General features: G+C 64.6%; 25 protein-coding genes, 1 tRNA gene and 1 pseudogene. 3 read left to right on the top strand and 24 right to left on the bottom strand.

The genetic code is table 11. The annotated features are described in order from the left end of the window. Window positions 1-83: 83 nt before the first annotated feature. The 15 genes and pseudogenes from PX52LOC_RS33770 to PX52LOC_RS33705 all read right to left on the bottom strand — a co-directional run bounded on the left by PX52LOC_RS33770 (window position 84) and on the right by PX52LOC_RS33705 (window position 16,764). Window positions 84-329: a hypothetical protein gene (locus tag PX52LOC_RS33770; RefSeq protein ID WP_149114207.1), complete on the bottom strand. Its 246-nt coding sequence runs from the start codon at window positions 327-329 to the stop codon at window positions 84-86. A gap of 74 nt (window positions 330-403) precedes the next feature. Next, window positions 404-673, bottom strand: a complete 270-nt coding sequence (locus tag PX52LOC_RS33765; protein ID WP_168219373.1) for a hypothetical protein — start codon at window positions 671-673, stop codon at window positions 404-406. A 121-nt stretch (window positions 674-794) separates the two neighbouring features. Next, window positions 795-1,049 carry a dodecin family protein gene (locus tag PX52LOC_RS33760; protein ID WP_218575206.1) on the bottom strand — a complete coding sequence of 85 codons (255 nt, stop codon included), beginning with the start codon at window positions 1,047-1,049 and terminating at the stop codon, window positions 795-797. A 61-nt stretch (window positions 1,050-1,110) separates the two neighbouring features. Further along, window positions 1,111-1,764 (bottom strand): BON domain-containing protein, encoded by a 654-nt coding sequence (locus tag PX52LOC_RS33755; RefSeq protein ID WP_149114206.1) that lies wholly within the window; start codon window positions 1,762-1,764, stop codon window positions 1,111-1,113. After that, window positions 1,761-2,249 carry a Na-translocating system protein MpsC family protein gene (locus PX52LOC_RS33750; RefSeq protein ID WP_149114205.1) on the bottom strand — a complete coding sequence of 163 codons (489 nt, stop codon included), beginning with the start codon at window positions 2,247-2,249 and terminating at the stop codon, window positions 1,761-1,763. Before PX52LOC_RS33750 ends, PX52LOC_RS33755 begins: the two co-directional genes overlap by 4 nt. A 702-nt stretch (window positions 2,250-2,951) precedes the next feature. Further along, window positions 2,952-3,073: pseudogene (locus PX52LOC_RS44445) on the bottom strand (IS982 family transposase); the annotation flags it as partial. After that, the gene (locus tag PX52LOC_RS33745) at window positions 3,055-3,279 is read right to left on the bottom strand and encodes a hypothetical protein (protein WP_168219371.1); all 225 of its coding nucleotides are present in this window, start codon (window positions 3,277-3,279) and stop codon (window positions 3,055-3,057) included. The gene PX52LOC_RS33745 and the pseudogene PX52LOC_RS44445, both read right to left, overlap by 19 nt. A 328-nt stretch (window positions 3,280-3,607) precedes the next feature. After that, window positions 3,608-3,982 carry a hypothetical protein gene (locus PX52LOC_RS33740; protein WP_149114203.1) on the bottom strand — a complete coding sequence of 125 codons (375 nt, stop codon included), beginning with the start codon at window positions 3,980-3,982 and terminating at the stop codon, window positions 3,608-3,610. A gap of 435 nt (window positions 3,983-4,417) precedes the next feature. After that, a complete protein-coding gene (locus PX52LOC_RS33735) occupies window positions 4,418-8,605 on the bottom strand; it encodes an NACHT domain-containing protein (RefSeq protein WP_149114202.1) in 4,188 nt (1,395 codons plus the stop codon). A gap of 64 nt (window positions 8,606-8,669) precedes the next feature. After that, window positions 8,670-9,320, bottom strand: coding sequence for a hypothetical protein (locus PX52LOC_RS33730; protein ID WP_149114201.1), 651 nt, complete (start codon window positions 9,318-9,320; stop codon window positions 8,670-8,672). Window positions 9,321-9,699: 379 nt separating this feature from the next. Next, complete coding sequence (locus PX52LOC_RS33725) at window positions 9,700-12,510, bottom strand: DUF3854 domain-containing protein (RefSeq protein ID WP_168219370.1); 2,811 nt, start codon at window positions 12,508-12,510, stop codon at window positions 9,700-9,702. A gap of 164 nt (window positions 12,511-12,674) precedes the next feature. Continuing rightward, entirely contained in the window at window positions 12,675-12,983 is a 309-nt protein-coding gene (locus PX52LOC_RS33720; protein WP_168219369.1) for a DUF1580 domain-containing protein, read from the bottom strand. Window positions 12,984-13,138: 155 nt separating this feature from the next. Then, window positions 13,139-15,124 carry a hypothetical protein gene (locus PX52LOC_RS33715; RefSeq protein WP_149114198.1) on the bottom strand — a complete coding sequence of 662 codons (1,986 nt, stop codon included), beginning with the start codon at window positions 15,122-15,124 and terminating at the stop codon, window positions 13,139-13,141. Between the two features lie 163 nt (window positions 15,125-15,287). Further along, window positions 15,288-16,430, bottom strand: a complete 1,143-nt coding sequence (locus PX52LOC_RS33710) for a tyrosine-type recombinase/integrase (protein ID WP_246173546.1) — start codon at window positions 16,428-16,430, stop codon at window positions 15,288-15,290. Window positions 16,431-16,706: 276 nt separating this feature from the next. Next, a tRNA-His gene (locus PX52LOC_RS33705) sits at window positions 16,707-16,764 on the bottom strand. A 125-nt stretch (window positions 16,765-16,889) separates the two neighbouring features. Here PX52LOC_RS33705 and PX52LOC_RS33700 point away from each other — a divergent pair. Next, complete coding sequence (locus tag PX52LOC_RS33700; RefSeq protein WP_149114197.1) at window positions 16,890-18,092, top strand: tyrosine-type recombinase/integrase; 1,203 nt, start codon at window positions 16,890-16,892, stop codon at window positions 18,090-18,092. On the opposite strand, the gene PX52LOC_RS33695 is transcribed toward PX52LOC_RS33700, so the two are convergent. The 6 genes from PX52LOC_RS33695 to PX52LOC_RS33670 all read right to left on the bottom strand — a co-directional run bounded on the left by PX52LOC_RS33695 (window position 18,076) and on the right by PX52LOC_RS33670 (window position 21,895). Continuing rightward, window positions 18,076-18,534, bottom strand: coding sequence for an HNH endonuclease (locus PX52LOC_RS33695; RefSeq protein WP_149114196.1), 459 nt, complete (start codon window positions 18,532-18,534; stop codon window positions 18,076-18,078). The two genes, PX52LOC_RS33700 and PX52LOC_RS33695, sit on opposite strands and share 17 nt — an antisense overlap. A gap of 82 nt (window positions 18,535-18,616) precedes the next feature. Further along, window positions 18,617-18,955, bottom strand: coding sequence for a hypothetical protein (locus tag PX52LOC_RS33690; protein ID WP_149114195.1), 339 nt, complete (start codon window positions 18,953-18,955; stop codon window positions 18,617-18,619). Between the two features lie 47 nt (window positions 18,956-19,002). Further along, window positions 19,003-20,142, bottom strand: coding sequence for a hypothetical protein (locus PX52LOC_RS33685; RefSeq protein WP_149114194.1), 1,140 nt, complete (start codon window positions 20,140-20,142; stop codon window positions 19,003-19,005). 60 nt (window positions 20,143-20,202) lie between these two features. Beyond that, window positions 20,203-20,496: a hypothetical protein gene (locus tag PX52LOC_RS33680; RefSeq protein ID WP_149114193.1), complete on the bottom strand. Its 294-nt coding sequence runs from the start codon at window positions 20,494-20,496 to the stop codon at window positions 20,203-20,205. A gap of 463 nt (window positions 20,497-20,959) precedes the next feature. Continuing rightward, a complete protein-coding gene (locus PX52LOC_RS33675) occupies window positions 20,960-21,376 on the bottom strand; it encodes a hypothetical protein (protein WP_149114192.1) in 417 nt (138 codons plus the stop codon). An 87-nt stretch (window positions 21,377-21,463) separates the two neighbouring features. Further along, a complete protein-coding gene (locus PX52LOC_RS33670) occupies window positions 21,464-21,895 on the bottom strand; it encodes a hypothetical protein (protein WP_149114191.1) in 432 nt (143 codons plus the stop codon). A gap of 327 nt (window positions 21,896-22,222) precedes the next feature. Here PX52LOC_RS33670 and PX52LOC_RS33665 point away from each other — a divergent pair, with 327 nt between their 5' ends. Then, window positions 22,223-22,477 carry a hypothetical protein gene (locus PX52LOC_RS33665; protein ID WP_149114190.1) on the top strand — a complete coding sequence of 85 codons (255 nt, stop codon included), beginning with the start codon at window positions 22,223-22,225 and terminating at the stop codon, window positions 22,475-22,477. A 100-nt stretch (window positions 22,478-22,577) separates the two neighbouring features. Here the strand turns inward: PX52LOC_RS33665 and PX52LOC_RS33660 are convergent, their stop codons facing one another. Further along, window positions 22,578-22,943 (bottom strand): hypothetical protein, encoded by a 366-nt coding sequence (locus PX52LOC_RS33660; protein WP_149114189.1) that lies wholly within the window; start codon window positions 22,941-22,943, stop codon window positions 22,578-22,580. A 168-nt stretch (window positions 22,944-23,111) separates the two neighbouring features. On the opposite strand from PX52LOC_RS33660, the gene PX52LOC_RS33655 reads away from it, so the two are divergent. Then, window positions 23,112-23,552, top strand: coding sequence for a hypothetical protein (locus PX52LOC_RS33655; RefSeq protein ID WP_149114188.1), 441 nt, complete (start codon window positions 23,112-23,114; stop codon window positions 23,550-23,552). Between the two features lie 286 nt (window positions 23,553-23,838). Here the strand turns inward: PX52LOC_RS33655 and PX52LOC_RS33650 are convergent, their stop codons facing one another. Beyond that, window positions 23,839-24,483 (bottom strand): hypothetical protein, encoded by a 645-nt coding sequence (locus PX52LOC_RS33650; protein WP_149114187.1) that lies wholly within the window; start codon window positions 24,481-24,483, stop codon window positions 23,839-23,841. Continuing rightward, entirely contained in the window at window positions 24,455-25,366 is a 912-nt protein-coding gene (locus PX52LOC_RS33645) for a DNA-processing protein DprA (protein ID WP_149114186.1), read from the bottom strand. Before PX52LOC_RS33645 ends, PX52LOC_RS33650 begins: the two co-directional genes overlap by 29 nt. Window positions 25,367-25,679: the final 313 nt, after the last annotated feature.

Here is a 25,679-nt window from a genome sequence, read left to right as displayed (position 1 = left end):
TTGTCGTAAGTCGGGGGATGGAGCGATCGGAAGGTGACTCCGGCCGCAATGCTCGCACATTCGGTTGTCGCCGGGACGTGCTTTCAGGACACAACCGCCGTCGTGGCCGCTCGACCAGAAATCCACTGGGCGCCGTGGACGCCATTGGCCTGCCTGGCTCCGAGATGGCGGACGTAAAGGATCAGAAGGGCCAGCGGCCCGAGCAACACGCCGGCGACGCCCCAGAGCAGTTGGCGGAACTGGTTCATGCCCAATTCCATCGACCACTTCGCCGAGAGGATGCCGCAGGTGAGGGCGAGAATCCCCAAGTTGACGTGAACGTGTCCCACGGGTGTTGATCTCCTGATCCAGGAAAGAATGCGGTGGGCCGGCCGCCCGGCTCACCGCGGGTTGTCCGCCGTTACTATGCTTTGGCGCCGGTCGCCACCGCCGGGATGTGCTTGCCCGAATCGACGGCCGTCGCCACCGACTTGTCGTCCTTGTGCGGAGTCACCCGCACCGGCGTGCCGGCTTTCAAGTCGGCGGCCTTGCTCGCCTTGCCGTCGCACGTCACCTTGGCGTCCTTGGCCACCGTGTGACAGTGTTGTTTACCCTCGCTGCACGTCGTCGTGAGCTTGTCGCCGGCCACGCCAACGACCGTGCCGTCGTGCGGCTTCGTGGATGCATTCGTCATAATCAGCTCCTGAATGGGATTGGTCGAATTCAGATTCTTGGACGGTCGCGAACGGCTCCCGCCCTGACAGCACGGCCCGCCCGGAATGGGCGGATCGTATTCGACGCCCGGGGTGCGTCGATCACTCCTCGCCCCGGTCGGGTTCGGTCGCGTAGGCCACTTTCGCGTCTATGCGGTACTCCACGATCTTGCCCTCCCGGACGATGGCCGTGCTGCGGAGCACGTCCAGTCCGGTAATGTTCTTGTGCTTCGCGGACTCCCGCTTCACCAACCGTTGAGCCGCGTCCTCCCAACTCTCCTTCGACTCTCCAACCAACTCGATGACGCGCATGGTGGCGTGACGCTCGCCCTGCTGCTTGGTCTTGGTCTCGGACATTGCTCAAACTCCTGGTGTGAGGGAGGGGTGAGCCGTCTCGCCCCTTCAACGGTCGATGCGATCACGCATAGGAAACGATGATGTCGTTCGTCACGCTGTTGACGCCGGGGGCGTTCCACGCGGCCGTACCGGCCTGGTCCTTTTCGTTCCACGTTCGGACGCTGCCGGACAGCGTCACCGCGCCGCCGTCCGCGGCCACTTTCACCGTCCCCGCGTCGATCTCCGCGTTCCGGACGAACGCCTTCTCGATCTGGTCCTTGACGCCCGCCGGCTTGACCTTCGGCTTGAGGGTGATGTCGTTCGACACCCCCTTCACCCCCGGCATGAAGCAGACGGCGTCGTGGGCCGCGGTCCGCTGGTATTCCCAATCCGCGGCGCCCTTCAGCGTGACCCACCCCTGGGCGACGGTCGCCTGGACGCCGGTCGGCACCCAGACGTGCCACTTCAGGGCGGTGACCGCCGCGTCGGCGATCTCCGTGTCGTTCTTGACGTGGAAGCCGAACGGCTTGATCGCGATCTCCTGGGCGAGGCCCTTGACCCCCTCGACCCGCTGCGCCGCCCGCTCCGCCGCCCACTTCTCGGCGTAGGACGCGACCGTGCCGGTCAGCGTCACCACCCCGTCCTTCGCCGTCACCCCGACCGAGGCCGCCGTGGTCGACGGCTCCCACTTGATCTCGTCCATGACGTCCTTCTGCAGTTGCGTGTCGGTCTTCATCGTGAACTCCTGTTGTCAAGCCTCGGGCGATCGTCCCCGGATGAAACATCCGGTTGGTTTGGTGCTGCGGGTCCCGCCATCGGGCCGCTCAAACGATGCCGGTCCAGGCGCGAGCTGTTCCGGCCCGGCCGGGCGAGAGCGGGAAATCCCGCCCCCGCCGTGTCCGTTCTGAACAGCAGGGCCAGGTCGCCGGTCGTCGGGTCCAGTTCCACGGTCGTGTCAAGGACGCCCATCCCGGAGAGGCTCTCGATCCGTTGGACCAGGGCGATGTTGGCGAACAGCCGTTGCTGGAATTCCCGAAGTTCGGCCGACGTGTCGGCGATCGCGCTTTCCGCGGCCGTCAGGATGCCGTGTACCGCGATCACGACCGTCTCCTCGTTCAAAAAGACGGCGACCCAGTCGCGCCGGTGCCGCATGTGTCGCCGCTCGATTTCGCGGACCGTCTGGGCGATCTTCTGGCCGACGGTCGTTCGGGACTGATCCATGGACTCCCTACCGGGGCGATGCGCGGCTATTTGCCGGGTTCGCTTCCACTCCACGCTTCCGTCGGGGCGTGCCCGTCGAGCAAGCACACCTGGACGACGATGCCGGTCGTGAACGCCTGCACCACGGCGCCGCACACGCCGGCTCGTTTTCCGCGGTTGCCTCGCGCACCTCCATCTCGGTACTTCACTTGAGCTCTTTTCCGCAACGTGGCAGAGGAAGTGGCGAACCCTTGGCGGTGGAGTTCCTGCATCTGGCCGACCCCACCAGAGTCTTGGCCAAATCCCGCTCGGCCGGCGACAGAACCTCGTGCATCGTGATGACGAGCGTGCCCTCGCTTAGAACCGCGGTCACTGACTTCGGCACGTAGTTGCCCGTCCGCAGTTGCACGAACGCGATAGGCGCCTCGGGCATTTGTTCGGCTTGGGTGTATCATCTCGGCTTCCGCCCGTTCTTTGGCGATCGTTCGGTCCACTTTGGCGATCGTTCGGTCCACGCGGGCAAAAAAAAAGCCGGCGTGACCGAACCCCCGAAGGGATTTGATCACGCCGGCTTACTCGTCTAAAAAGGCCTCCGCGTCGGGCGGGTTCCTCGTTAGTTAGTCTTCCGACAATTTTGACTCTTTAGGTTTTAGGGATCAAACCACGCGGTTCAAGTGACAATTGGGATTCGTTCAGCGAATCTAATAAACGCCCTATGCAAGTTTAGTCGGTGACCAGGCCGTCGAATTCCAGCGGCGGCCGGCCGGCGGTGTCGTTTAACAGACTGCGACGGTGCGCCCGATAACCTTGCGGATCACGCGGTGGCTTAGGTGTGGAAGTGAGCGAACATGTAGTAAATCTGAAGCGTCTTCACGTGGTTCTCGCCGTACCTGCGGCGGACGGCGTCCAGGCCCGCGACGAACATCTCTTCGGCACCCTTGCGGTCCCCGGCGGCGTCGCGGCACGTGGCGAGATGCAGGAAAATTTCCGCGACGAAGGGGGGGTACGGGGCGATTGCCGCCCGGCGGATCCGCAAAGCGTTCTCGTGCACCTCTCCCGCAAATCGCGATTGGAACACGAGGATTGGGCCGCCGACTTCCCGTTTCAATCCGCCCCCGCCATCGAGCACGGGGAAAGGCCGACGAGCCCCAGGAGGCCCGCGAGCCGTCCGAATTTCAATCGGCCCCCGCCATGCACGCCCTCCGACAGACCAACTCGCCGGACGTTTCACGCAAGGCGTATTTTCGCCGGACGCTTTCGATGTGTCCGTCTTCCTCTCCGACCGCTGGCGACCGTTATTGACCTCAACGATACCGATCCCGCCCGCCCTCGGTCAGACTAACTCGCGCGACGGTTTCCAAAAATTTTGTTCGGGCTTCTTATTTCTGACCTCGTACATCTTCACGCAGCCTCTTGTAAGATTCCTCGTCTTCTTTCATGATGTCGTGCCGACGTTTGAAGTACGCCGCGTTCTGTATCACGAAGAATATCCAACACACGGCCATCGTCACAATCGCCATCCACGCGGCGACGTGGAAACTGGCTGGAAACAGCGGCCGGGCCGCAGAGCCGTACTGTTTGAGTTTCCTTCGTCCTTCAGTTTCGCCGTCGATGACTTGGAAGGGGGCGGTAGGTGAAGCTGGCGGAACGACGAAGGGTGACTTGCAATTCGGGCAGCCGATTGTCTGCTCGGCGGCGGACGCGTGGACGATGACAGGTGCGTTGCAGCGCGGGCAGAATGTTTGGAGCGACATGGTGGGCCCTAAATGACGGAGCGGCGGACACGAAGCCGCTCCGACAGGCCCGACCAAGAGCCTACAAAACGGACCCCGGCCGCCGCCCCTTTCGGGGCGCGGTTGGGTCCGCCTTTGTAAACGCCGTGGGTTTTTGCCCACGCTTGGTCGGTTTGTCGGAAGCGGAGCCAAGCTCACGCTTGGCCTTTCAGATTGTGATCGCGGCTCGCTCGCCGCGGGTTACCGCCGTGAACTCCGTACTGGTTGGATCCGCTCGGCTCACCATGAGTCGAGGTGGACGACAGTCTATCCAATGCCCCAACTCAGCGGTACAGAAAAACCCACGCAGGGCGGGTTACAGTCATGAGGAACCTGTCATTGACCACATACAGGGATCTTGAGGCCAAGACGTGACACTTCGGAGGTGCCGCGGATCGCGTGACGATCAACGTCCCCTTACCTTAGGGATGCGTCGAGCACGACTGCCCGCAGCAGAACCGGCGGCTGACTCAGTTGGGAGGCTTGGACAACGAAATCCTGCCGCGTCACTGCGAGCACGTCGCCGACGCGGTTTCGATGATCGGCGTGCCGGTCGTCGTCGGTGTCCCACTGCGGGCAGCAGAACCATGCCACGAGGTAGACGCCGTGGGTGACCCGGCTGTCCGCGAGGTAACGGTCTCGGAGTTGTGTTTGCATGGCGGTTCGCACTTCGGCGTGCCAGCCGCCCTTGACCTCGATGACGACGGTAACCGGGTCTTGCCGCCCGGCTGACCAAGCGACGACGTGGATGTCGGTCCGCTCGCCGGCCCCGCCGCCCTGTGCCGGCCGCACCTCGACCTCGCGGTTGACGGCAACCCGACGGCCGGCTAGATCCCGCTGCAAGTGGAGCGCGATCGCGTCGGACACGCGGTTCTCCTCTTTCGGCCGGTACTTGTTCGACTTCTTGCCGTCCTTGCCTTTGGTGGCCCACACGTTCCACAACTGAAACGCCGACGGCGTGTGCCCTTGGAGTTCGGCCTTATACCGGTCGAGCGATTCGAGGATTATGGCGGCTAGGTCGGCAGCCCCGCGGACCAGTCGCCGATCCGCCTCGCGGAACAACGTCCGTACGTCGGCCGGCGTCGGCGGTCGCCACGTCGCTTCGAGGACGTTGCCGAGTGCGGTCGTCTGCCGCCATCGCAGGTGATCGGCTTCGGGGTATGCTGTCGCCAGTTGGGCGATCACGTCGCACGCCGCGACGGTCCCACAGGCCTCGAGTTCACCGATTACGCCCGACCGCCACTCTGCCAACTCGTCCCGCGGCGTGACCGCGTGCTCATCCACCCGCTCCTGGGCGTCGTCCTCGGCCGGCGGGAACGCGGCGTGCATCCGACGATACAATTCGCCGAGTTCGGCGTCAGTCAGCACTCGGAGGAACGTTCCCCACCGGTCGTCCCGCACCTTGGCGGCGAGGTGCAGCATCCAGCGTGAGAAGAAGCCGGGCGAGGCCACCTCGATCCGGTCCAACAACGAGAAGAGGATCCGCGGGGCGTGGGCCATCAATGCTGCTGCGACGACGTGCCGGTCGTCCGCGTGGATGGCATCTGCCGGCGGAGAGGTCAGCGCTCCGGCCGCTTCCGCATCTGCCCCGACATCTTGTGCGAGTAGTCCGTCCCAGAGGATCTGCCGCACTGCTGGCCGCAGGGCGGTGTCCTGCAGAACTTGCCGCACGAGCCTCGTGGTGCGGTCATCCCACCGCGAACCGAACAGGAGGCTCGGGGCGGCGTGGTACGCGACGGTGTCCAGCTGGATGGCCCACTCCCGCCAAGCGGCCAACGTCTCATCCGGCAGGCGGCGATATGCCTCCGCAAACAGCCGCCGGCGTTCCTCGGAGTCGGTAAAGACGTACCAGACCACTGCCGGCAGCCACGTCAGCCAAATGGCCTCCGGCAGACCGGTGAATCGATTCGGGGTGGCCGTTCGCAAGTAGTGGAGTGCCTTCAATCCGGCCAGCCGGGTGTAGATGTTGAAGGGTCGACCGTGTGAAAGGAAGCACTCCGCGGCCTCGGGCAGGAGGGGTAAATCCTCGGGCCGTAGGGTCGCCCACCCTGGCGTCGCTGTCAGATCGAATGCGTATTGCAAGTTGATGTCACGGCGTTGCCCGACGAGTAGCGCGAAGGCCAGTCGGGGCCAAGCATTCACGGATCCTTCGGACAGCCTCGTGACGGCGGCGACCAACTCGTCCTGACCGAGTCGTTCGTGTTCGGCCCGCTGGGAGCCAATCTCTTGCTCGAGACGCTCCGAGTCTGCTTCGGACGCGCGGAACCGTGCAAGATCTTGGCGCATTCTCTCGGCTTCCGGAGAACTCACGGCTACCGGCTCCAAGAGCGGCCGGAGAAGGGCCGTGAACACCGTCGGGGCTTCTGCGTGATGATAGAGAGTGCGAAACGGACCGAGGGTTTCGCACGGCCACGCGCGATAGAGTTCGGCGGCAACGTCGGACCAGACCCTGCAGATCGCCTCGTCGGACGCCGTCATCAATTGGTCTACCAGCCACTCGACGTCTTGAGGTCGGACGAGTCGGGCATACAAGAGCTTCCGTCCGGCATCCTCGGTCCCCGATGCTAGTCGACCCACGGCTTGGGCCAGTCGGCGGCGCGGCAAATCGTCGGGCAGGAGGTCGCGCGTTCCCTCCACGCGGTCGTAGCCAGGCAGTGGGCGGAAGTTGGAGGCGGCCGCCCAGACGACTCGTGCCGCCGGGGTCAGAACGGCCTCGTCGTCGAGTCGGGTGTACCCGCGGCGGATGATGGCAGAACGTGCTCGCGTCAGTGGATCGAGTCCGGATGCGTCCGGTACGTCAGTACTCGCGGCCCAGGACAATGCCACTGCCAAGTCGGCCGCCGAAAGCGCCTCAGGCAGCCGCCGGGTCAAGAACGCCGCGTAATCCCCGAACATCTCGGGGTTGTGAGGCGGGCGCAGCACCTCGAACACGTCGGCCGTCGTCAGCAACCTCGGCCAGCAGGCGTCGATAGCCGTGCCGAGTAGTTCGTCGTCCGGATCCTCGGCCGGCGGCAGCCGTAGGAGGTCGAGCAACTCCCGCGGGGGTGTGTTGCCGCTCAGATCCACCACCGCGCGGGCGGCGAACCTCCGCACGTGCGGCTCCTCGGCGGCAGTGCTGGCGACTGCGAGTAAGTCTGGCACCAGGGCCGTCACGCCGTTGGCCGCGGCGATCCGGAACGCCATGCGGCGTGCGAACACGTTCAATGTCGCGTTGGCGACGAACGGCCGGAGGACGGCTCCCAGCCCGTTGCAGCCGAACCGCCGGTATTCCTCGTCTTGCACCCGGTAGTCGTTCAGGCGGTCGGCGGCTGCGGCGTTTAGCAGCGATCCAACGGCCCACGCCCGGAAGGCTTCGGTGCCGGCCGTCGGGTCCAGGCCGAACAGCACCCGCGGATCGACGGCCGCGAGCCGGGCGAACCACTCCGGGCGGTCCGCCCCGATCCAACCGGCCGTGCCCGCGAGTTGCGGCACTGCCCCCCGCCGCGAAGGGTGCAAGAATAGAGAGTCGAGGACAGCATCGTCCAGCCGGTGGCGACAGACGTAGTCGGCCGTCAGAAACTCCGCGAACGTGCGGTGGTCCCACGTCACGTGGGCGGTGGCGGGCCTGAATAACCCCGTGTCCCTCAGGACTTCGGTGAGCGTCGCCGTCTCGACCGGTACTGTCTCCTCCTCCTCGGTCTCGGTCCCGCCCCTGAGGTCCGACACGCACACGCACGTCTCCGGACACTCGGCCTTGGGTCCGGTCCAGACGCTCGCCCGGCCGGTCAGTACGCAGACCGCGGCCACCCGGCGGGCGAGGGCGAGCCGCTGGCCCGGACTGAGGGTACGCGCGCCTCTCGACTCCCGATACGCGGCGTTCGGCTCGTCGCAAAGGTCGCGAACCGCCTCGCGGTACAGGTCGTCGCGGTCCGCCGGCAACCGGCCGACCCGCCGGTAGGTTCGCACTAACAATCGCAACGTTTGAGGCCGGGCTGCCAAGTGGTGCGCGTTCATTCGGTCTAGGGCCGCGAAGAAGCCAGGGGCCGCGATGTCCTCGGCCACTAGGACTCGCTCCACGTCCGAACGGCGGAGCGGGCAGAGGAGGTACTTGGCGTACCCGGCCGCCCACCGCTCCCGCAGGATGGCCCCCAGCGTCTCCGGCCACGCCACCGGTCGACAGGCGACCGTCAACGTCAACCGCTCGACCCCGCGTAACTGACGGAATCCATCCCGCAAGATAGCCACACCGCGGTCGATGGCGACCGCCGACTCGTCCAGGGAGTCGAACAACAGGTGTAACTGTGTACCGGCGTGCCATTGCTCCCATGCGGGGCCAACGAACGCCCGGTCTCGGAGGTCCGCGGCCGAGGCGTCCGCAAAGTCGAGCCGTAGGCGAGCGTCGTCCGGCGGCAGCAGCCTGGCAATCTCGGCCAGGGTGGTCGACTTGCCGACCCCGGCCTCGCCGAGCAAGACGCGGCACGGCGACCGGGCGAGAACCTCGGCCGTAGGGCGTACGTCCTCGTGCCGTCGGGCCGGCGTCATCTCGACGAGGTAGCCGTCAGCCGTGACGGGTGGCCGGGTGTCGAGTTCTGTCCAAAAGCGTTCGAGGACCGGCCAGGGGGTCATGAGAGGCCTTTCGGAAGCGGAGAGTTGCGGGAACTCACCACGTAAACGGCGTGGGCTTTGACCACTACGCGCCGGGACGTCTGCCCGTGAATTTGTAGTACTCTGCTCGCTTCCTCGGTGACCGCCGGCGAACGTCCCGGCGGGCCGCCCGCTCCCGCCGGGCGTCGTCGGCCTGAAACACCTTAGCCGCGAAGATCGCCTCCGCCAGTGTCATGTCGGGTCGGGCCTCGAACTCGGACAGGTCGGTGCCGGCCCGAAACGCGGCGGCCACCCGCTTGTCGCTCTGCTGCCGGCACAGGTACGTCAGGCCGTGGCACTCGCGGCAGCCGAACGTGTTTTCGCACAGGTACAACTTCCGCGCCCGCCGCCCGCACGGCGAGCCGTACCGCTGCACCGGGCAAGCGAGCCACCACCGGAGTCCGCCCAAATGGCAGCGGGTCGCCACCAGACCGATCGTGCAGATGGACAAATCCCGGGCCTTCTCGTCGAGGTGCATGACCCGCAGCGTGCCCAACGCAGCCCCGGCCGCTATGTCGACGTCGTAGAACGCCCGGCGGGGCGGTTGATCCTCGTCCGTCCAGACGACGCTGCCCGCGACCAGCCCGGCGCCCGGGACGAACTTGCCCCACTGCCGGAGGCGGGCTGCGTCGAGGGCGAAGCAGGTTCCGACCGTCCGCTTCTTATTCGTCCGCGTACCGCTATTGATCCCGCCCATGTCCGCCTCCGGAGTTCGATGGATTTTCCGAAATCATTTGAGGTCTTCCCGATCGCGATGCTCAGCGCTTTCGCCTGTGTACTGAGTCAAGATTGTGCTATCGCGTGTCCGGTTGCAACGCCTGTAGCGGGGAGTGAGGCATCGGGGGCCTAACCTATGGCCACGCCCACTGAGCAAGGGACATCGCTTATCGCGGCGCTCTGAGGGACTGACTCGAAATTACCGCTGGTAACCCCTACAAAGCTCGTCTCCGGGGACCTGTGCTCCCGTGGTGGTTGGGAGTCGCCAATCTGTCGGCAACCTACCGTCGCTGAGGGTGGTGACTTCGCGGACGCTCGTACCGTTCGGTCCGAGGCTCAAGTCCGTGGCATGCGCCCGATTAATGACGTATCGCGTCTATCGCTTCGAGGAAAAACGATTCGGACTCCTGCGAGACTACGCGAGACGACTGCTCCAGTCCAGAGATCGGGACATTCGGGACACTCGGGACGGGGCGAGGCATTTCGTCGGGCAGTGGACCGACTTCCCGTCCCGAATCGCTCGTCGGAATCGAGGAACCGGGACACGGCATAGGGAACGAATCGCCGTTGGTCAGCGGTTCTCGTCCCGTTTGTCCCCACTGTCCCGGTGCGAAGAGAGAATCTGCTCGTAGGACGAGGACGCGACGGCGAGATCCCTCAATGGTCACTGGGTAAACCGTCCGACCCTTATCCACCCGGACCAACGCCCCGCTCTCGTTCAGCCGGTGGGTGAGAGTTTGTTTTGTAATCGGGTACGCTTGCCCTTGTTCGCGGGCGAATTCCGTCAGGGCCGCGTACAGACTGTCGGGTTCCAAGTACAACTCGTTGTCTCGGACCCACCCGACCTTTGGGCCCCGCGGCACGTAGAACGGTTCTTCTCCCAACCCGCCGCGGATCCCTCGGGATTCCCAGCCCCACACGGCGGGCGAAGGGGGAGCATCGGGCGCCTGACCGTTCGTGTCGGCGACGTACCCGCGACCGCTGGTAAGGATCGCGGCCAGCATTTCCGGGAACCGGGCCACCGGATCGTTCGCCTCGAGGTGTTCACCTTGGGCTTCGACCAACGAACGGAACGCTGTCTGCCCTCGCTGCCAGAGGCGATCTCGCTCGACCGCGTCGATCGCCTGAACTCCTTCGGCGTACTGCAAGAGGTACTTCAGGCCGAGCAGAAGGTTGGCCACGATGTCCGGGGTCCGGGCGTGTGGGCACCTGCCGACGATGCGGTCTCGCAGTTCGATCCGCTCGCCGTCGAGCCCCCGAAGGACCGCCGCGTAGCGGGGCGCAAGCCATGCGGCGAACCCGGCCAGTGCCGCCGCGTATAGGCCGTTTGACGCGTCCCGCTGGCTCTCGGTCAGCCGGGACAAAATTACGTCGTTCTTTTGCACGCGGACGACGCACAATCGCGCCGTGATCGAGTGTGTCCGCGGGACGTCTTCGCCGGTGGCGAGCGCGAGGCACCGAGGCGGCTTGGTCGGTCGGAGGGTGCCGTCGGCGCGCATTCGTTGCCGGCCCGAATGGTTGCCCTGCCCGCGGATGATCCGCTCCGCCGCCCGCTGCTGGCGGTCGGCGTCGGCCCGCACAGCGGACGGGGCGAAGTCGTCCACGACCAACAGCGCGTCCTTGACCGTGAACGCCAGGCCTTCGAGTGCGTTGTCCGTGGACGACCAATTCCCCGGCAGGCGGTTGCGAGTCATGGCCGGCCCAAAATGTTGCTGGGCAAGGGCGGCAATCTCGCTCTTCTGTACCCCGGTTGGGCCGGTCAGCCAAAGGGCGTAGTCCGGCGTCCCGAGGACCGACCGGTAAACGGAAGCGAGGACTGCGAACATGACGGCGTCGGGGGCGAGGCCGGCGAGTAACCGGAGAGAACCCCGGACCGCGTCTCGCAAACCTGCGCCGGTCGGTGGTTCGGGGAGGCGGAAACCCGCCGCTGAACCGTCCAGTCTCACCTCGACCGCCCCGCGGCCGGGGACACGCCCGCTGACCGCGCCGCCGGCGTGCAAGTAGTGCCAATCTCCCCCGACCTCTCGCCACCCAGTGTGGGTGTAGGCCGTGGTCAGCGGAATGGCGTCTCCGCTCAGTTCCTGGATCGCACAGCGGAGGTGGTCTCGCTTCCCACTGCCCGGTTGGATTACGAACTGCGGCCCGAGCCGCTCCACAACCCAATCCAACCCGGCGAACCGCTCGACCGAGACGCCGGTGGTGACCTTGGGCTTCCCCTGTTGCTCCGCGCCGATCACCAACTCCCGGACCTGTTCGGCGCCGTCGTCGGTCACCCGGTGCCCCTCGATCCTGGCGACGAAGTTGGCGAGTTTGGTTTGCCGTGTGACGACCGACGCGCCCGTGCCCTCGTCGCGCGTGAGGACACAGTGGTACGTGCCGCCACGAATGGCCGTGTACCCGCTCTCGGTCAGACCGGCCGGCCCAGAAGGTGGGGCGGCCGCGGTTGCTCCGATGCCGGGCGGGTTGATCAGCGACTCCAGGGCGGCCGGGCCGTGCCGAACGAGGAAGTCGTCCAAGCCGTTCTTGGTACCGTCCGGTTCGACCGGGAGGCGGATGATTTGGACGACGGCTCCTTCCCGGCGGAGTGCCGCGGCCAACTCGCGTTCGGCGCGCTTTACGGCCGGGTTCTCGGCCGCGTCGCTGTCGAATACGATGACCGCAGGTCGATCGCGCCAACTGATGGCTTTCAAGTCGTCGAACAACTCCTTCCGGCCGACTTTCTTCCCGGCCACTTCAGGCCGGGGGGCGACCCAACTCCACACGCCCGGCAGTGAGACACACGGGAACCCGTGCTGGGTCGCGGCCAGTGCCTTCTTGCACCCTTCGGTGATGAGCAAAGGCGTGACCGGATTCGGAAGTGCGGTCAGCGCGCCGGCGGGTACGTAGAGGCGATTCGGTCGCCGGAACGGGTTCTCGTACTTGATCACGCCCGGCTTGCCCTTGCGGCCCCGCGGCTTGTCCGGCTTTACGGTGGCGTGACCGAGTTGTCGGCCCGTCGGGTCGGTATGGGGATAGACCAGGACCGAGCCGAGTTCTCGGGCACGGCGGGCGTCCCAGTTCAGCAACCCCGCGACAGCCGTCGGCTCGGTTTCGGAATAGATCCCGTTGTCGAGGATGGTATCGGGTGACAGTCCGGATGCGCATAACTCCCGTGCGTGGTGTGGGAGCACATGCTTTCCCGCAGTTGCACGGGTTGTCGGTTCACGTTCCGCCGGGTGATTCGCGTTGAACGCTGGAGGACCGGCCGGTATGATGTCGCTCATAGTTGTTCTCCGATCGACCTGGGGCGTCAGTTGCGCGGCTCCCCAGGTCGTTCGCGTTTAGAGGAAATGGTTCAAGCCCCCATGGCCCGGAGTGCGGCCTCAGCCTTCTCCGCTGCTTGAGCCAAGGCGACCGGGGACCGGGGGACTGGTTCGTAAATGCACGCCCCAGGAATCGAGTTGTCGGTCAGTGCCGCGACGAAACGTTTGACTGCCCCTCGCGACGTGAGCCACCGGCCGCCCACGCGGACGGCGTCCAACCGGACGACCTGCCCCGCGGAACTCCGAGTGCCCTTGGTCACCCACCGAAAGACGGTGCTCGGTGAGACGGCCACCCCGCCGCGGTGACCGGGGAAGAGCCGCCCGGCGGTGGACAGGGACAAGCCTTCTCCCCGTTGGATTTCGTCAAGCACGGACGGGGTATCAGAAACGTGTTCGGCCATTGTGAACCTCCTCACGGTGTGCGATGAGGTTTACAATGGCCGATTCGTTGCACGGTTGGAACTGGGGCGAAACGGGGGGAATTGTTTCGCCCCGGTCAGCCGCCCTTCAAGTAACCGCGAAGTGTTTCGGACGAGTATTTAACCCCGTACTTGTTGAACACTGCGTCGGGAATGCTTTTCCACGGCACTTTTCGGGTTCGGAGTTCTCGGGCGAACTCTGTGATCTCTTTTTTTCGCGCGTCCGGTGGTCGTCCTGTCCGTGGCGGCGTGTTGCTTTGGAGTCGTCCGCCCTGAGGGTGCTCGTCGTTGGGTTTAGTACCCGCCCGGGATTGATAAGCGATGATGCCGTCGAGCAGTGGCAGGACTTCTCTCCGCGCTTCGGGGCGAGTGGCTGGCAACGGTGCGGTGAGTCGATCTAGAGTGACGGCCCCGAGGTGATGAGCGAATTCACGCGTCGTCCGAGCGAGGGTCTGCCAGCCAAATCGCGGATCATCCGGCGGGATCGTGTCGGCGGTGTCGATGAACACGCTCTTGACCAGGGATCGCCACCCCTCGCAATGAACGACAGAAGTCCCCAGGGGGTAGAAGCGCGCGGGCCAGTGCCGCGGAAGCCAATCACACACCGCCGGTGGGGAGCCCGTTGCGACAAGGACCAACGAGCCATCGCCGCACGTGCCGCATTCCGCCCAACCGTCCTGAGGTTTCTCCGCCCAGGTCCACGCCGGACGCCATTGTTGCTCGCCACCCGCCGAAGTGGTGTCCAGTTGAAACCGGACGTATCGACCAACCGCCGGCGGCGGGTGGGGGCAGTCGTCCCAGGGATCGTCAAAGATCAACCCGGAGGCTCGGCCGTTAGCCCCAGTTGGAGCAAGTCCCAATGATGCGAGTTCGATTTCGAGTGCGATGACGGAAGCGGCGAACACGTCCGGTTTGAGCGTTGCGGTTCCTAACCCGCAAGCGGGATTGGCTTTATGCCAAGAAATATTGACGAGTTCCGGTCGATGCCGGAGAAGGGTCGTGAAAACGAACCGGAGCCACCGGGGAACGGGTCCAGATGCATTCAACGGCAAGGCCGCGCTCGCCTTGAGCGTGCCTCGACCGACCGGGGGCAAAAAAATTGGAGTGCTGAGTGATTCGGCCGGAAGAGTGTTGCCTCCGATGGTGGCGAGGTTGATAAAAGCGTCGTTCTCCGGGCCAACAACCTGACAGATTTCCTGATCGGCATTCAGGCGGTTGAGTGGCCACGTCGATTGCGGTACTTTCCCACCGTACTTAAGAGCCGCCCAACTGGTCGCCGGGGGGTTCGTGAAACTGTCGGACAGTCGTAGCGCCTTGGCTTTCGTCTTCGGTCCACCCTTCCGGCCACCTACTTTCCCGAGCGAAGCGGCTTGGAACTGATCCTTAAGTTGAACGAGTCTCCGAGTAAGCAGTTCGGCCGATAGGGGCGGGACGGCCGAGCGGCCGTTATCGATGGCGTCAAGAATCAATCCGACCGCCGCCTCGGATGCTGAAAAGACCTCATCGTCGAGTCGACTGAAGATCAGACCGGGCATTACGTCGCGCCCGGAGTGGCCAATTTCTTGCATGATCGACTCGCCCACCCGCACGACGTGGGTATCGTCTTGGGTCATGAGCCGACACCGTGCGGCGCGAAGGAAAGGTCGATCAAAGTGCCACGCGAGGTGGAACAGAGTGCCCCACCAGTCCGGCACTTCGGGGAGACGCAATGCGAGACGGATTCGCTCGGGCAACGCGGCACAGGCCCGATGGAGTTCTTTCGCGATGCCGTCGACCTGTTGGATCAGCGTGTTGACGTGTTCGCTGGGAACGAAGCCTCTGTCGGGTAGAAAGTAGTGGGCGACTGCGTACGTTACCGAACTGGCGACGGAACTGACGAACTGTTGCGTGTAGTCGGACGTGCCGAGGTAGGCTCCGAAGAGGTCGTCGTGGAGGATGCTCCCGCCCGGTCCTTCCGGCCGACAAATCGCCGCATGAAGAGGGATGTATTCCGGCCGCCGCCGCTCCTCGCCCAACCGCCGATTGCACGCTTCAAATCGGGTCCGGACGTCGTCGTCAGACATCAATGTCACCTGCTTTGGGCCTAGTGGCGAAGTTGGTGGGCAGTGCCGCATCCACCCGCCCGCGTTCAAACCGGCCATTCTTGGCCGGTCGGCCACATGAGCAGAAGTGTACATTTGGACCGAACGGCGGGCAACCTGCCCGCCGGCACAACGACGGCGAAGATCACCCGACTTGGGTGGCCACGGAGGCGGCCAGTTCTTCGTTTCGTTCCGCGTAGATTTGCGTGACGTCGGCACGGGCGTGGCCGAGAAGAACCTGAGCCGCTTCAAGCCCGTGCTCTTTCCGCACTTGAGTGGCGAACAGGTGGCGAAGTTGGTTGGGGTGCCACCGGTGTTCCTTTTGCCACCGTCGGAGTTGGGAGCGTTGGTCTGCGGTGAGTCGGGCCATCCACGCCGACCGCGTCTCGTCGATCCGCTGGGCCAATTCGCCAGGCGGAGGGAACGCCTTGTCGCACGCGCGGTCGATCGCTGTTCCGTAGCTCCCACGGTTGTACTTTTGAGCCGGCCGGCGCTGGGGGGACGCCTTCCGCTTCTTGGCGTTCCTCGCCATGTGGCTTGGGTAGCGGGGCGTTTTACGTTCACTCGCGCGGCGGAGGTTTCTTTCGGCGACGGCCGCGGCGGGTGAGAACAAGTACGCACCGGCATCGGGCGTGAAAAAGGCCGACACGAGTACCTGCGCCCGAGGCCCGATGGCCACCACCCGAGACTTTCCGCGGTGCGTGTTTTTGTGCTGTCGCGGGCGGTACAGCCAGACCTTCCCGCTCGTGTCGATGTCGCACTGGCGGACGTCGCACGCCTCGCCCGGCCTGCAACCGGTCAGTTGCTGGAACTCGATGAGACCGCGGACGTGACGGTTCAGGTGGGGCAAGGTGGCGGCCACCACGTCGGGTGCAACCGGCCCGACCGGTTTCGACTCTCGGGCGTTCGACCGACCCCGTTGCAGGCCTGCGACCGCGGCCAAGGCTTGGTAGACGGCCGGGGGCACGAGTTCTTCACCGACCGCCCATTTGAAGATGCGTCGAAGCCGGCCGACCCGCTGGTTGATGAAGCCCCGGCACCAACCGGCGGCGATGAATTTCTGGCGGATCGACTTGAGGGCAAGGGGGCCGAACTCTTGGGCCGGGCTGGTCCCGTAGAGTTCCCGGGCGTGCCGGGCGACCATCTTGTACTCGTCGAGTTCGTTCGTCGTAGACCCGTCGGCCCGACGGTAATGGCCGGTCGCGAAATTCAAAAAAGCGAGAAGGACTTCGCTGACCGTCGTGCCGGTGCGGATCGCACACGGCGATACCTCAAGTTCGAGTTGCAACCTGGCGAACGCCGTCCGAGATTCGGGTGAATCAAACGACCCTGGCAGGAGTTTCTGGCGCCGCACGCCGAGGCGATCCGTCCACACGGCGCGGGCACGGCCCGATTGAGTGTGAGGAAGATAAGAAGGGATGGGCTTGCGTCGCGTGCTCACTTGCGGTTCCTCGCGGCGAACTGTGGAAGGATTCCACAGTTCGCGTCGTTCGGAAGCCGCGTCCGGCGGTCGCCGGAGTAAGCGTAAAACGCTTCGGCCGATGGGTTTTGGCTAAGGGTGACTGACGGGGCTTGAACCCGCGACCTCCAGATCCACAATCTGGCGCTCTAACCAACTCGCCGGCCTTACGAAATCCCTTCAAAACCAGCGATTTCTCCTTCTCCGACGCCTTCGGCAACTGCTCTTTTGTCGCCGCGGCCTGCTGTCAAGCTGCTGTCAACTCGCCGGGGAGAAGCGGTTTCGACCGTGCCTTTACCACTACCCGCCTACTGTCTCCACAAGCCCACCGGCCGCGCCTACGTCACCGTTCGGGTGAACGGGAAGCGACGCCCGATCTATCTCGGCACCTACGACTCGCCCGAATCGCGACAACGGTACGCCGAGGTCATCGCGGGCCTTAAAGAATCGCCTCCCGCTCCGCCGGCCACTCCGACCTCGCCTCCGCCCACTCCCCCGCGCGCTGATCTCCTCGTCGCCGACGCCTACGCCCTCTGGATCGCCCACTGCCGCGTCTACTACCGCCTCCCCGACGGTTCCCCCTCGCGGGAGCAGGATCACCACCGCCTCGCGTGGGTGAACCTCCTCGCCCTCTTCGCCGGGCGAGGCCTGCTGAGCCTCTCCCGCCGCGACTGGGTCGCCGTCCGCGAGGCGATGATCGCGAGAGGGCTATCGCGCAAGAGTCTCAACCAGCACTGGGGACGGGTCTACCACGCACTGAAGTGGACCGTCGAACAAGGACTCGTCGAAGACCGCGTTCTCTTCACGGCGAAGCTGACCCCGCTGCCCGCGTTCCGGTCTGCCGCCCCCGAGCGATCACCCGTCGGCCCCGTCCCCCTCGAAGACGTTCGCGCGACGCAGGGGGAGTTGGAACAGCCCGTGCGGACGATGGTCGAGCTGATGCTCCTGACCGGAATGCGGCCAGGAGAAGTCTGTGCTCTGAAGGGGAGCGATCTCATCTGGGACAGCGGTGTCTGCGGGCGGGGGATGCCTTCGGCCCTGCTCCTCGCCTACCACAAGATGGTCCGCAAGGGCCGTCGCCGTCACATTCCCCTCTCCCGCTCGGCGGCCGAGTTGCTCCTACCCTACGCCCTCGCCGCCGAAAACGCTCAGGTCGTCCTCTTCCCCCCGACGGCTCCGCTTCAAGGGGCGAATCGCCGCCGCCGGGGGCGGTACGACCGCACCACCTTCGCTCGGGTCATCACCCGCGCCGCCGAACGGGCCGGCGTCGCTCACTGGTCGCCGAATCAGGTGCGGCACTTGACCGCGACGCTAACTCGGAAGTTGCTCGACCTCGACGCCGCCCGCGCCCTCTTGGGCCACGACGATGTTAAGACGACGACGATTTACGCCGAGCGCGACGAAGAAGCCGCGCGAAGAGCTGCCGAGGCGATCGAGAAGGCGTTGAAGGAGGAACCGCCGCCCGCCGGGGAGGCTAAGGGGCCGGGGTGAGGTGCGTCCACCCCTTCGCGACGGCGTAGCTGACGGCCTGCTGGCAGACGCCGAACTCGGCCGCCAGCGCCTTCTGCGTCTCCCCGGCGGCGACCCGTTCGCGGAGGCGGCGAACCTGCTCCGCCGTCAGCTTCTTCGCCGCCCGCCCCTTCACCTGCTTGTCCCGCTGGTTCTCCCCGTTCGAGCCGAGGAAGAGGTGGGCGGGGTTACAGCAGGGGCGATTGTCACAGCGGTGGAGGACGTGGAGGGGGCCGGGGTCGCCGAAGGCGAGGGCGTAGGCGAAGCGGTGGGCGGAGTGGTTCTTCCGCCCCTGCTTGTAGACACCGTAGCCGGTGCCGCTCTTCGCCCCCGCCCACTCCCAGCAATCGTCAGCGCCCACGCCCCTGCGGACTTTGCCCCAGAAGCGATCGGCGGGTAAAGGGGCATCGCAGTCGAAGGACATGAGAAACCCTCGGAGACGAAGAAGGGGCTGGGCACCAGCCCAACCCCCTTACCCACAGGAACACCCTCGGCTTCGCCGACGCCTACTTCATCGCCGACTTCGACCGCGACCGAGGCCCAGCCTCGGTCGCCTTCGCCGTCCGCATCGAAGAGGGAGTCGGCGTCGGCGAAGCCGAAGGGGTCGCCTTCCGCAGGGGCGGGGGCGAGTACGCGGGGACGCCCTCGACGACGAGGTCCCAGACGCGGCGGGCGAGGGCAGAGGGGTCGCCGTCCCAAGAGGCGATCAGGCCCCCTAAGAGGGCGAGGTGGCGGGTGGAGGAGCTGATCCGCGGGTCGGCGGGGGCGGAGACGAGCCAGCGGGGGATCGGCTGCTTCCGCGGGGGCTTCGCTTTCGGGGTCGGGGTCAAAGTCGCGGTCGTCATCTGATACTCCTCGGCTTGGGTAAGGGGTTGAGTGAGAGTCAGGGTTGTCATCGCGTGACCCTCGCGGGCTGGGAATTCGATTCTGCGGGCGGGGTGAAGGGCCGGCCCCGCCGAGTTCGCCGCTTCGAGAGCCTGTCCCACTCCCAGAGGACGGCGAGGCCGAGGGGGTCGAGTTGCTCTCCGTCCCTGTAGCGCGACCCGAGCCGCCAAATCACGTCACCGGCCCACCACAAGACGCCGTCGCCGAGTTCGGCGCGATCGCCCTTCTTCGCGAACTGCTCCAACAACACGCCGAACAGATCGACCCTCACTCTCGCGATCGCCTTGACGTGGCGGGCCGACGCCGCCGAGCGGGTGGCTGTTCGGCCCGTCTGCCCCGACGCCTCGATCTGCTCGCGGCCGTCTTGGTAAATTCTGACGAGGTACTTTCGATCCTCTGGCGTGTCATCCAGCGCGCTCAGCAGGGGGGAGTAATCGTCGGCCTCGCGGGGACTGCGGAGCCAACCGTGCCACCAGACCTCGGGCGGTGGGGGTGGGGGCGCTTCGGGGTCGGCGGGGTGAGCCTCCATCTCCTCCTCCCGCGGCAACCCGACCCGCAGGTTTTCAATCCCTCGGGATTTCGATTCAACTCGTCCGTCTGAGTCCCCGGTCATTCCGGTCACTACCGCGTCCGCAAGCCGGACGATGAGATCGTCCCCACGCTCGCGTTTGGCTCTGCCGAAACATCGGCCGTTGTCGCGACGCTGTTTCGGTAGGTCATCAATCGCATCGCGGATTCGTAAGTTGATGACTCCCCATGCGAAGTTTCGGCGACGCCGCTTTCGCTCCTTCTCCCACTCGCCGGGTTCCCAATCGCGTGAGACCCGAACCCGTTCCTCCCAGCTCCGGTCATAGACTTCGGCCGCTTCCAAGATCGCATCGTTCAGAACGCTCTCGACGTCGTGGGGATACACTCCGTCGAACGCGGTATGCTTGCGTAGCTCCTTGCGACGCCACCTGATCTTCACGTCAACGGCGATGTCATCGACGAATTCTCTCGATTGCTCATGTCGCTTCTTAGCCTTTCCCTTTAGAATCGCCCCCGGTTTGGGTTTCCGCTTCCGCCGCTTCCGGGCCTTGCTATCCGGCTGTTCCTCCAGCCGCTTCTTGCTCGCCAACGCCTCCTTCAGCTTCTTGATCTCAGCCAACTCGCACGTCATCGGATGTACCCCTGAGACTCGATTCTCACCCCTTACCCCTCGCCCCGCTCACACGAGCTGGCGCGCCCTCGGCTTCGTCGCCGCCCGATCCGCCCGCCACGTCTCGACCTCCTCGCCGATCGTGTCGCGATCGCGGACGTAGCCGGCGCGGCGGAGGGCGTCGGCGAGTTCTCGCCGAAGGCGAGGGCTGTCCGAGACGGGTAGCTCGATCGGGGTTCCCCTGCGGACGAACCGGCGGGCGATCGCGTACAGATCGTCGGCCGCGGTGGCGGCGGAGCGGAGTTGGACGGCCAGCGACATCGAGTCGCCGTCGATTTCGAGTGAAGAACGCAGTCGAAGCATCAGAGCCTCCGTGGAGAATCGCCCCGCGCGCAGCCGCAGGGCGTGAACGTGGCGATCCCGTCGAGGGATAAGCCGCGAGTTCGTACCGAATTCGAAAACCTGGGGGAAAACCGATTTGCTTCGGGGTCTGATCCTAGACCCCCACCGTCGTCGGCTTAACCGCGACGGCCCCGAGCGGAGCGATCGCGGAACCCACCTACTCGATCAAGTCTTTCGAGTGGGGCTTCGAACGGGGCTGAGCGAGGGGCGGCGACTTGCCACCCCCCACCGGGACACTACTCATCGCGCCGGACGACCGCGAGCTTAGGCTGCAATTAGGGCCTGATAGGTCGGTCGAGCATCGTGCGCGCAGAATGCCCCTACTATAGTTATACAGCTCAAGTGGCAACAAAGTTGTCAAGAATCTTTTCTTTTTATTCTTGTGAACTTTTCCACCCGTTCGGATGTATAAGGGGGTCATACCTCATCCGCCGGTGATCTCCGTCGAGGTGACGCGGCCGTCCGGCCCGAAGTGGACGTAGAGGGAGGCGCTGTCCCAGCCGTAAGGACCCATCCCGCTCCAGCATCCGAGCCAGTACTCCCACATCTCCCCTGTCCGCGGCCGAACGCCCCACCGATCCTCGCGGTTGGTGACGCTCGTCGGCTCGCCGAGGAGTTCGCGGACGCGGGACTCGGGCGTCCCCGGCGACAGGTGAGCCGCGGCAGCACGGGCCATCGGAGCGCGGTCCTGCTCCCGCTCATCCGCCGCGGCCCAGGCGGCGGGGTCGAAAGGTTGGTCGTCGAAGGGGTCGAGGTAGCGGTCGAGCGCGCCGAGGCCGCCGATCACCGCGGAGACGAAGAGGGCGATGGATACGATCCGCCATTTGTAACGCCCGAGCATAAGAACTCCTCCCGCCCGTCATCGCCGAACTACGACCCAGGCTAGCCGACGCGATTCGCAGCGGTCAATCTCACCGCTCGGGGCCTGCTACCCCGCCCCCTTCTGAGCCACCGCCCACTCCGCCGCCCGCTCCATCGCCTTCGACTTCGCCTCGGCCCATACCCCCTCGGCGTCGGCGTCGGGGTCCACCACCCATCGCGTGACCCCACCCCTCGCGTTCTGCTCGGCGGGGACGAACCCGTTCCGGTACAGCGCCTCCACGATCTCCCCGTCCGTCAGCCCCCACCCCTTCGGCGTATCGACTTCGAGGGCGAGGCCGACGGGCTTCGCCGCCCTCGCCCACTGGGCCGCCTTCGCCAGGTGCTTCAGGCTCGCCCGAATCGAGGAGAGGGTGGCGGCGACGACGAGGTCGTCCCCGCGGCGGCGGATGGTCGTCTGCCCCTTGATCCAGAGGGGGACCTCAGCCGCAGGGCCTTCGAGTAAGGCGGGGGGGATCACGAAGCGGTACGAGAAGCTCACGGCGGCTCCGGGGTAGGAGAAGAAGGGGGCGGGGTGGCCCCTGCCCACGCGGTCTGGGGACGGGAACGGGTCGGCGTCGGGTCGTCTCGTTCTGTGGGAGGGGCTTATGGCCGGGCGGCGGATCGGCCGCGGAGCGGAGCCCAAGCCCTCCCCACGGTCGCGAAGAGGCTACGGAACGAGAACGCCCTCGCCGTTGAGCGGGGAGGATCGGGGGCGCTTACTACACGGTCGCTGGGGCCGCAGATGATCGGGGAGGTGCTTTCCTTCGCGAATGGGCCGCGGACTGTGATAAAGTGGGGTGGCCCATGACGAAAGGACTGTCACGCGATGAGACCCCCACCGACCGACGAAATCGCACGAGAGCAGTTGGCGGAACTGATTCTCATGCGGTGCGAGATCGACCCGAACGGGGAGATACTGGACTCGGATTGCTGCGAGAAACTGCGATCGCTTCCGTTGGATCGGATGCAGTTACTCGACGACGAACTTCGCGAGGAGAGGGCACACCTGACCGGCCGGCGACCGCACGCCATCCTCCTGAAGATTTATCACGAGTGGCGAGCGAAAGAGCAGACTCACTGAGGCACGGCTGACTTTCACATTCCAGGGGGTTCGGGAGCGGGTGGGCGAGGACTTCGGCGTATCAGATTCAGAGGTGCGGCGAGGCGGGGCCTCGCCCCGCCTACTTCGTCGGCGTCACCGGGGCCTTCAGGTGATCCACCAGGAGACTCGTCAGCTTCGTCTCCAAATCTTCTCCATCGCCCGCGGCCCCGAAGGCGGCGGGTTGGGAGAGGCGTTGGAGTAGGACCTGGAGCAGCGCGTGAATCACCGGCCGCTTCGCCGCGAGAGAGTCGAGCAGCGGCGTCGGCGAGGGCGACGGCCCCGCCGGGGAGGGCGACGGCCCCGCCGAGGGCGTCAGCGACGGCAACTTAATCCGCGACAGGAGAGGGGTCAGCCGGGGGCCGAGTACGGCTAAGGCGGCCCCGAGGAGAACGCCCCAGGGGCCGAGGCTGCTGAGGAATTGCGTGATGGGGGTGAGGTCGATCATTAGCGAGTCTCGGAAGGGGTGGGGGTCGGCTGCCCCTTGACTGGACCGCGACGGCTGTTAGTATGGCTTTTAGCGGCGGGTCGTCTCGTCGCTGTGCGACCACTAGTAGCGGCCGCGCTCATTTTCATCGAGTAGATACCCGGCTTAGAGGCCAGAAAGGACACTCCCGTGAGTGATCCCCTGAAACAGTCCGTAGAGAAGATCAAGTCTGCAACTGCGACCGTCAATCGAGTCGTCGATCAGTTACTCACCGTCGTAAAGTCCGTTGAGGATTTTCTCTGCGAGAACGGTGTCGGAGTAGAAGCCCATGTCACCGTTTGCGAGGAAGAAGTGGGCCACGGGCAGACGGAATACACAAGCATCGGATACTCGCGCTGGGAAGGAAGATTCCGCGTCATAGTTTCTTGCGGGATAGGCCCCGAGGATGACACGACTAAGCCGTGGGGGTCGTGGGACCGCAAGATGAAACTGTTGACCGCCCCGAAGTTGCCCGACCTGTTGGAGAAGATCGCCGTCGAGATCGAGAAGGAGACGGAGGCGGCTCTCGAAGCGGCGAGCCGGGTGTCCGCGGCTCTCGGTGCATTAACGATGAAGGGGGGCAAGAAGTGAGCAACCCCCGCCATCCCGTTCCGCAGTGGGTCCGCGTCGCGATCTGTTTGTCGATCTTAGGGACGCTTGCCGCCGTTGCCGCGGCAGCCTTCCTCGGCTCCGAGATTGAGTCAAAGGTGTTGGTTGCTTTAGTGACCTACAGCGCGTTCGCGACTCAACTCGCCTTCACGCCAAGTCACTCAGTGCGAGACTAAGGCCCTGCTTCTGAATCGAGGGTGATGGCCTACCAAACTCCATCGCCCTCGACTCGCTTGTTCATCCTGTGAAGTGGTGTCATGGGCAGTGCTCAGCCCGCTTCGGACAGCTCATCCCAAACCGTCCTCGCCCAGAACACCCCATAGACTTCGCGACCTGGGTTGTGGAGGTGAATCATTCGCTGGCACTGCTTAAACGTGCATCCCGTAGTGATTACGTCATCTACGAAAAGCACCGGAGTTGAGGGATCGGCTAACTCGCCATTCCAGCGAAGCGTCTCGAATACTTGGTCCGGTTTGGGCCGCTTTGCAACCGACAGATGACACGGATCGCAATCGACCGATCTCACAACGGGCTCGGTCACTAAGCAGTTCGGCGAACTCGTGGCTACCAGTCGGGTCACTTGGACGAGACGATCATCGTACTCGGGGTGATCGGGTCGCTTTGAGGACGGAATGGGGGCAATGTAGATCTTTGCCCCCTTAGCATTTTGAATCAACGCTCCCAGCTCAGCCGCGAATCGGCGGATCGCGGCACCCTTGTAATGCCAATGAGAAGCGCCGCGATGCTTCGGTGACTTTTTCAGGTTCGATATGAGCTGATTAGTTTCTGAGTGTTGAAACCCTTTGCCAGATGCGTAATCCCTTGCGAAGAAGCAATTGTCAGAGTCTTCGAGATAATACGGCATTGTGGAAACTATTCCGCGCTCAAATTTCTGCCATTTCGTCGGAGCCATGTCCACCCCTCAGCGCGGTTAATATGTCCTCGGTCCTGCGAATCCGAACAGCGCCTTTCGCCTCATAGGCTTTGGGCCAAGTGATGTTCGGGTTCTCAAAGCACGAGTTCAGTATGAACAATTTCCGCCCTTGTTGCAAAGCCGCTCGGGCCTGAGTTAGTGATCCACTCGTGTCCGAAGCTTCAACAATTACGGTGGCCTCAGAGATCGCCGCCATCGTTTCGTTACGTTCCGGGAAGTAGTATCGGCGAGTTTTGAATGGTTGATGCGCGTATCGGTAGAACGGCACTTGACTGATGAGCAAGTGCTGCCGAGCCACTTGTTCTTGAAGGGCCGCGTTGAACTTCGGGTAACTCTCGGTGATGGGAGTTCCAATGACCCCGATTGTCTGTCCGCCGCTGATGCTCATCGCCGCTGTCATCGCCGCCGTGTCGATTCCCTCTGCCAGACCCGAGACGATCGTGTACCCCGATTCCACCAACTCCCTTGCCAAGCGGTCGGCCCGCTTCTTACCTTCGGGGGTGGCTTTACGCGCCCCGACCACGGATACGCAACGTGTCTCGGCCAGTTGCAAGAAACCGCGGTAGTAGAACAACCGTAGTGGGTAGCGAGCGTCGCAGAGTTTCGTCGGAAACTGGTACGAGCCGGCGACGCTGACGTAGAACCCTCGTAGCGATCGCAGATAGGACTCAACCACCTGTTTCAGCACCGACAGATGGGATTCACGTTCGGACAGGTCATTCAGCACACGAGAAGGCAGCCCGGGGTTGCTGGTAAATAGCTCAGACACCCGTTTCGTCGTGGCTTGATCCATTGCGCAGAGGGTCTCGTAGGAAACCATCTCGCACTGGGGTGAGATCACGTCGTCGAGTTGAAGTCGCATAACAGGCCTGTTTGATTAGTGGGGAAGTAACCTACCCCGGATCAACAGCCGGAGTCCATGTCAGAAGGGTTGCAGTAATCCCACTAGTCGCGCGGCGGCGTAACCCGCAACGCTACCTCACGTGAGTATACCAGCTCGCGGCATGCGCTGTAGGGGAAGAGGAAACTTGACCCGATCAGAAGGGATGAGCAGCCGATACCACCTGCAAAAATCCGAAGGCAGAACCAATCCTCTGCCCCGCCCGCAGGGACGCCCCTGCGACAAAGTCGGCTTAGCGGTAGGCAACCCCGAGGGGAGGGGTGGGGAGGGGCCT

Source organism: Limnoglobus roseus, from assembly GCF_008254045.1.
GTDB lineage: Bacteria > Planctomycetota > Planctomycetia > Gemmatales > Gemmataceae > Limnoglobus > Limnoglobus roseus.
Note: the sequence above shows the minus strand (reverse complement) of the source record. Positions and strands in the feature narration are given on the sequence as shown.